Origin of the sequence: Microbacterium songi, from assembly GCF_042747925.1 — a bacterium.
Taxonomy (GTDB): Bacteria; Actinomycetota; Actinomycetes; order Actinomycetales; family Microbacteriaceae; genus Microbacterium.
The window spans coordinates 782,045-788,044 of the sequence record NZ_JBHZIE010000001.1 but is presented as its reverse complement, the minus strand read 5'-3'; the positions used below and the strand labels follow the sequence as shown (position 1 = coordinate 788,044).

3 protein-coding genes are annotated in these 6,000 nt (G+C 68.2%); 1 reads left to right on the top strand and 2 read right to left on the bottom strand.

Annotated elements, in window-relative coordinates; all coding sequences use genetic code 11:
- Positions 1-69 precede the first annotated feature (69 nt).
- Positions 70-2,991 carry a UPF0182 family membrane protein gene (locus tag ACFM35_RS03975; RefSeq protein ID WP_378838583.1) on the bottom strand — a complete coding sequence of 974 codons (2,922 nt, stop codon included), beginning with the start codon at positions 2,989-2,991 and terminating at the stop codon, positions 70-72.
- Positions 2,992-3,058: 67 nt separating this feature from the next.
- Positions 3,059-4,186, bottom strand: a complete 1,128-nt coding sequence (locus ACFM35_RS03970) for a YlbL family protein (RefSeq protein ID WP_378838580.1) — start codon at positions 4,184-4,186, stop codon at positions 3,059-3,061.
- A gap of 126 nt (positions 4,187-4,312) precedes the next feature.
- Here ACFM35_RS03970 and ACFM35_RS03965 point away from each other — a divergent pair, with 126 nt between their 5' ends.
- Positions 4,313-5,740: a zinc-dependent metalloprotease gene (locus ACFM35_RS03965; protein WP_378838578.1), complete on the top strand. Its 1,428-nt coding sequence runs from the start codon at positions 4,313-4,315 to the stop codon at positions 5,738-5,740.
- Positions 5,741-6,000 lie beyond the last annotated feature (260 nt).

Below are 6,000 nucleotides of genomic sequence, written 5' to 3'. Positions count from 1 at the left end.
TAACGGCCCGCGCCCAATCGAGCCTCCGCGCGACGACCGGGCCCGGTCGTCGCGCGGAGGCGGTGGCGCTCAGCCGCCGAGCTGGATCAGCTTGTCGACCGCCGCGGTGAGGCGGGCGTCGGCGGCGCCGTAGGCGGTCCAGTCACCGGCCGTCAGCGCCGTCTGTCGGTCGAGGAGCGCCTGGCGCGCCTCCTGCAGAGTGGCCTGGTACTCGATGGTCGGCGTCGTTCCACCGGTGGCGCCATCGCTGGAGCCACCGTCGCTCGCGCCCGTGTCGGACGGCGACGGGTTGGGGCTGGCCGATGAATCGGGCGCCACATCCTCGTCGCCGGCGTTGGCGCCGGACTCCCCGCCGAAGAGGGTGTTCAGTGCGTCATTGAGCGTGTCCTCGAAGGCCACCTGCGTGCCGAAGGCGACGAGCACCTTCTGCAGCTGGGGGAGCTGCGTTCCGCTCGAGGCCTGGACGAACACCGGCTGCACATAGAGGAACCCGCCACCGACCGGGAGCGTCAGCAGGTTGCCGTTGAGCACCTCGGACTGGCCCTGCTTCAGGATGTTGATCTGCGCCGAGATGGTCGGGTCGGAGTTGAAGGTGTTCTGCACCTGCCCGGGACCGGGGATCGTCGTGTCGGCGTTGATCTCCAGCATCCGGAGCTTGCCGTAGTCCTCGGCCTTCGTGCCGGCGTCCGATCCGGCGTTCGAGTCGACCGCCAAGTAGCCCATGAGGACGTTCCGCGACGTCGCCCCCTCCGAAGAAGGGATGAACGACGTGAACATCGAGTAGACCGGCGACTCCTGCCCGGGCATCTGCATCGTGAGGTAGTACGGCGGCTGCAGACGCGCATCGGTCTGCGGGTCGTTCGGCGTCGCCCATGCGTTGTCGCGCTGGTAGAACGACTGCGCGTCGTCGACGTGGTAGATGCCGAGCATGGCCCGCTGCACCTTGAAAAGGTCGGTCGGGTACCGCACGTGGCTCATGAGGTCGGCGGACATGTCGCTGATGGGCTTGAGCGTCGTCGGGTAGACCTTCTGCCACGTCTTCAGCACGGGCTCATCCGGGTCCCAGGCGTACAGCGTGACGGTGCCGTCGTAAGCATCGACGGTCGCCTTGACCGAGTTGCGGATGTAGTTGATGTTGTCGAGCGCGAAGCGCGGCGCGGTGTTGTTCGCGTCCTGGATCGCAGCAGCCAAGCTGACCGTGGTCGAGTACGGGTACGTCGCGCTCGAGGTGTAGCCGTCGACGATCCAGACGATCCTGCCGTCCACGACGCTCGGGTACGGGTCGCTGTCGAGCGTGAGGTAGGGCGCGACCTTCTGGACGCGCAGCGCCGGGTCGCGGTCGTACAGGATCTGCGAGTCGTCGTTCACGTAGTCGGAGAAGAGGATCTGCTCGGACTGGAACTTGAGGGCGTAGATCAGACGGTTGAAGACGTTGCCCACGCTCGGTCCGCCGTCGCCCTCGAACGTCGTCTTCGTCTCGCTGGCACCGTCGGCGCCGGAGGGGTAGTCCAGCTCGATCGGGTCGGTCGTCTCGGGGGCTCCGACGATCGAGTAGGCCGGTGAGTTCTCGCCGAAGTACACGCGAGGCTCGAAGTCGGTCGACGAGAGGAAACCGGTGGCAGGGATGCCGCTTTCGATGAAGACCGGGTCGCCGTCGGCGGTGCGCTCATTGCCCTTGGCCACGACGAGTCCGTAACCGTGGGTATACACGAGAGCCGTGTTCTGCCAGGAGGCGGCCGCGCCGAGCGCGCCCTGGTTCAGCTCGCGGACCGACACGATGCTGTCCTGCGACTGCCCGTCGATCTGGTAGCGGTCGACGTCCAGCGGGTCTTGGAACTGGTAGTAGGCACGGTACTGCTCGAGCTGCGCGACCGTCGGAGTGATGATGGCGGGGTCCATGATGCGGATGGAGGCCGTGGTGGCGGCATCCGATCGCAGCTGTCCCGCTTCGGCGTCGGTGGCCGCGTCGTAGTCGCTCTTCTCGAGACCGTCGATGCCGTAGGCGGTCTGCGTCGAGTCGATGTTGCGCTGGTAGTACTCGCGTTCGAGCGACAGCTGGTTCGGCTTGACCTGGAACGTGTTGACGACCCACGGGTACCCGACGCCCAGCACGATGGCCGAGACGACGAGCAGCGCCGTCGCGATCAGGGGCCAGCGCCAGCGCCCGACGAAGGCCGTCACGAAGAACAGTGCCGCGACGAGCACGGCGACGATCGCGAGGATCGTCTGCCCGGGGATGATGGCGTTGACGCCGACGTAGCCGGGCCCGGTGATGCGGTCACCCGGTTCGACGAGCGTCTTGTAGCGGTCGAGCCACAGGCTCGCCCCCTGCACCAGCAGGTACAACCCGGCGATGATGGCGAGCTGGATGCGTGCGGCCTTCGAGATCCGCAGTTCGCGCTGACCGACGCGCACCGAGCCGTAGAGGTACGCGACCAGCGCCGTGACGAGGAGGCAGATGAGCAGCACCGCGGAGATGAACCCGAGCGCGGCGCTGTAGAACGGCATGGCGAACAGGTAGAAGCCGGTGTCGAGGCCGAACTCGGGGTCGGTGGCCGAGGTCTGGACGCCGTTGAACCACATCCACGTGGTCTCCCACTGGGCCGACGCCGCGAACCCGGAGAAGAAGCCGAAGAAGATCGGGATTCCCCACATCGCGAGTCGGCGGAGGGGCTCGACGACCTCCTGGTAGCGGTCGAGCTGCGAGCTGAGACGCGCATAGACGGGCCGCAGGCGGTACGCCAGCTGGATCGCGAGCCACACGGGCAAGGCCATGCCGAGGAATCCGACGACGAACATCACGACGCGCGCGGTCCACTGCGTCAGCAGCACCTGGTCGAACCCCAGCTGCGCGAACCACATCCAGTCCGCATAGAGGGAAGCGAACACGAAGAAGGCCACGACGAGCGCGGCGATGATCGCCAGCGAGATGGCGATGATCCTTCGGGAACGATTCGGTGTGGCCGAGGTGGGGGATGCTGTGGAGGTCACCCACTCATCCTAAGCGGGGCCCTCTGGGCGGATGCCGATGGGACGCCTGAGCATCTCCCAGGAAAGGTCAGCCCGCCGAGCAGGTCGGCAGGGCGTCGAGGTCTCCGCCGTCGGCGATGGTGTTCAGCACCGCCATCGAGTCGCTGAGCGTGGCGACGGAGAACACCCGCAGACCGCTCGGAACATGACCGACGACTTCGTCGCAGTTCGACGCCGGAGCGAGGAACACGGTCGCGCCGGCCTCCTCGGCACCCCACAGCTTCTGCCGGATGCCGCCGATCGGTCCGACCGTGCCGGCAGCGTCGATCGTGCCCGTACCCGCGACGTTCTGGCCGCTGTTGAGCGAGCCTGGGGTGAGGGTGTCGATGATCCCCAGAGCGAACATCATTCCCGCGCTCGGCCCGCCGACGTTGTTCAACTGGATCGTCACGTCGATCGGGAAGTCGAAGTCCGTGGTGAGCGTCACGCCGATGAGCCACACCGACGTGCCGTCCTCCGCCGTCGCCTCGGAGGGCGTGACCGTCACGGTCTGCGGCTCTCCCCCGCGCTCGATGCCGATCTCCACGGGGGCACCGCCACCTTCGTTGATGACCGCACGCAGGGACGTGGCATCCGTCACCGGCTGCCCGTTCGCGCTCTGGATCACGTCGCCTGCCTCGAGCACACCTTCGGAGGCCGACCCGTCCGACAGCGAGTAGACGGTCAGCTTCGCGTCGACGTCGTAGCCGAGCTCGGTGAGCGCGGCCGCGGTCGCCTCCTTCTGCGAGTCCACCATCATCGCCGCGCTCTCCTGATTGCGCTCGTCGCTGGACTGCCCGGCGGGGAACACCGCGTCGATCGGAACGACCGCGCGGGAGGGATCGAACCATGCCAGTGCCAGCTCGAACCACGACGGCGTGCGCTCGCGGTTGCCGACCACCTGGACGGTCAGGAGGTCGAGCGCCCCCTCCGTCGGGTAGGTCTCGGCGCCCTCGACGGAGATGAGCGGCACCGTGGTGCCGTCGGAGGACTGCGTCTCACCCAGCGTGTTGTACACCGGTCCGGGTTGCTGGATCACGTAGGCGGTGGGCAGGAAGGTGAGGACGAGGAGCACGACCATCGCGACCACGAGAGCCCAGACGCCGACGCTCGTCCTGCGGTTCATCCGGCGCCGCGGAGCGGGCGTGATCACGACGTTTTCGTCGAACAGTGCCACTGGTGGTCTTCCTCTGCCTGGTCGTTCGCGACCGGCGTAAGCGCGAGGGTCGCAGCCGGGCACCTGCGATGGTCCGTGCGACTAGCGTAGATCGCAACGTCATGACCGGGCTGAAAGGCGGCTGAAGTGGCAGATGAGGACCGGAGCCCGGAAGACGACTTCCAGGAGCTGATGCGGCAGCTGTTCGCCGGTATGGGCGGCGACGTCGACCCCGAGCAGTTGGCGAAGATGTCGGGTATGGACCCGGCGATGATGCAGGCCGTGATGAGCCAGCTCCAGGGGGCGTTCAACACCTCCGACCCCGGCGGCATCTCCTGGGACCTCGCCAAGCGGCAGGCCCTGCACATCGCCAATCAGGACGGCCTGGGAGTGACCGCCGGACAGCGCACCGACCTCGATCAGGCCTTCGCTCTCGCGACCCTCTGGCTGAGCGAAGCCACGACGATCTCCGAACTCTCCTCTCCTCCGCGCACCCTCACCCGTGGCGGCTGGGTCGAGGAGACACTGCCGGTGTGGCAGGAGCTCGCCGAGCCGGTGGCTTCGAGCATCGCCGACGCCCTGACCGCAACACTGCGGGAACAGGCGCCCGAAGAGATGCAGAGCCTCATCGCCGGCGCCGGCAAGCTCATGCGGACCGTCGGAGGCTCGCTCTTCGCCACCCAGCTGGGCCAGGTCGTCGGCCGTCTCGCCACCGAGGTCGTCAGCGGCGGCGATGTCGGCATCCCCGTGATGCCCGCCGGCGAGGCCGCGATCCTGCCCCAGAACTTCGCTGACTTCGGCCGCGATCTCGAGATCCCCGACGATCAGCTCGCGCTCTACATCGCAACGCGGGAGCTCGCGCACGCCCGGCTCTTCCGGCATGCGAAGTGGCTGCGGCTGCACGTCATGTCGCAGGTGACGGATTTCGCCCGCGGCATCCACATCGACACCGGCGCACTGGAAGACCTCGCGTCGCGGTTCGATCCTTCTCAGCCGGACGAGCTGCGTCAGGCGCTCGAGAGCGGCGCGCTCATCCCCGCGCGCTCCGAGGCGCAGAGCGCCGCGCTCGCCCGCCTCGAGAACGTGCTGGCGATGATCGAAGGCTGGGTCGACGTCGTGACGGAGGACGCGACCTCACGCCTGCCCACCTCGCCGCGTATCGCCGAAGCGGTCCGCCGTCGGCGCGCGGTCGGCGGCCCTGCCGAACAGGCGCTCGGCTCCCTCGTCGGCCTCGAGATGCGGCCGCGCCGCATGCGCGAAGCGGCGGCGATGTGGCGTGCCGTGGGTGATGCCGTCGGCATGGGCGCGCGTGATGCCCTGTGGGACTACCCCGACCTGATGCCCACCGCAGACGACATCGACGATCCGGCTGCACTCATCGCGCGGCTCGAAGCGCGTGCGCGCGGCGAAGAGCCGGCACCGGACGAGTTCGACGACGCTCTGGCGCGGCTGCTGGCCGGGGAGGAGACGCAGGTCTCGGGCGAGGCTGCGGACGAGTCGCCGGCGGTGGACGGCGATCCGGCGACCGACACCGAGGGCGACGACGACGTCCCGGAGGACCCCCGCCCCGTCTGACGGTGACGGATGCCGCTCCCGTCGAGCATCGACGCGCATGCGGTCACAGCATCCGCTCCTCCACAGGGCGGCGATCCGCGCAACGGACGGCATGATCCTGTGGAGTTCGCCTGCGCCCGGCTGAACGCGCACACAATCGGGAGATGCTCCGATTGGACCCGGCCCACCCTCTGGTGTGGCGCACGGCGTCGACGCTGCAGTTCGGCGTCGACGCGCTCGTGGTGATCGATGACCCCTCACCCTGGCAGCAGCGCATGCTG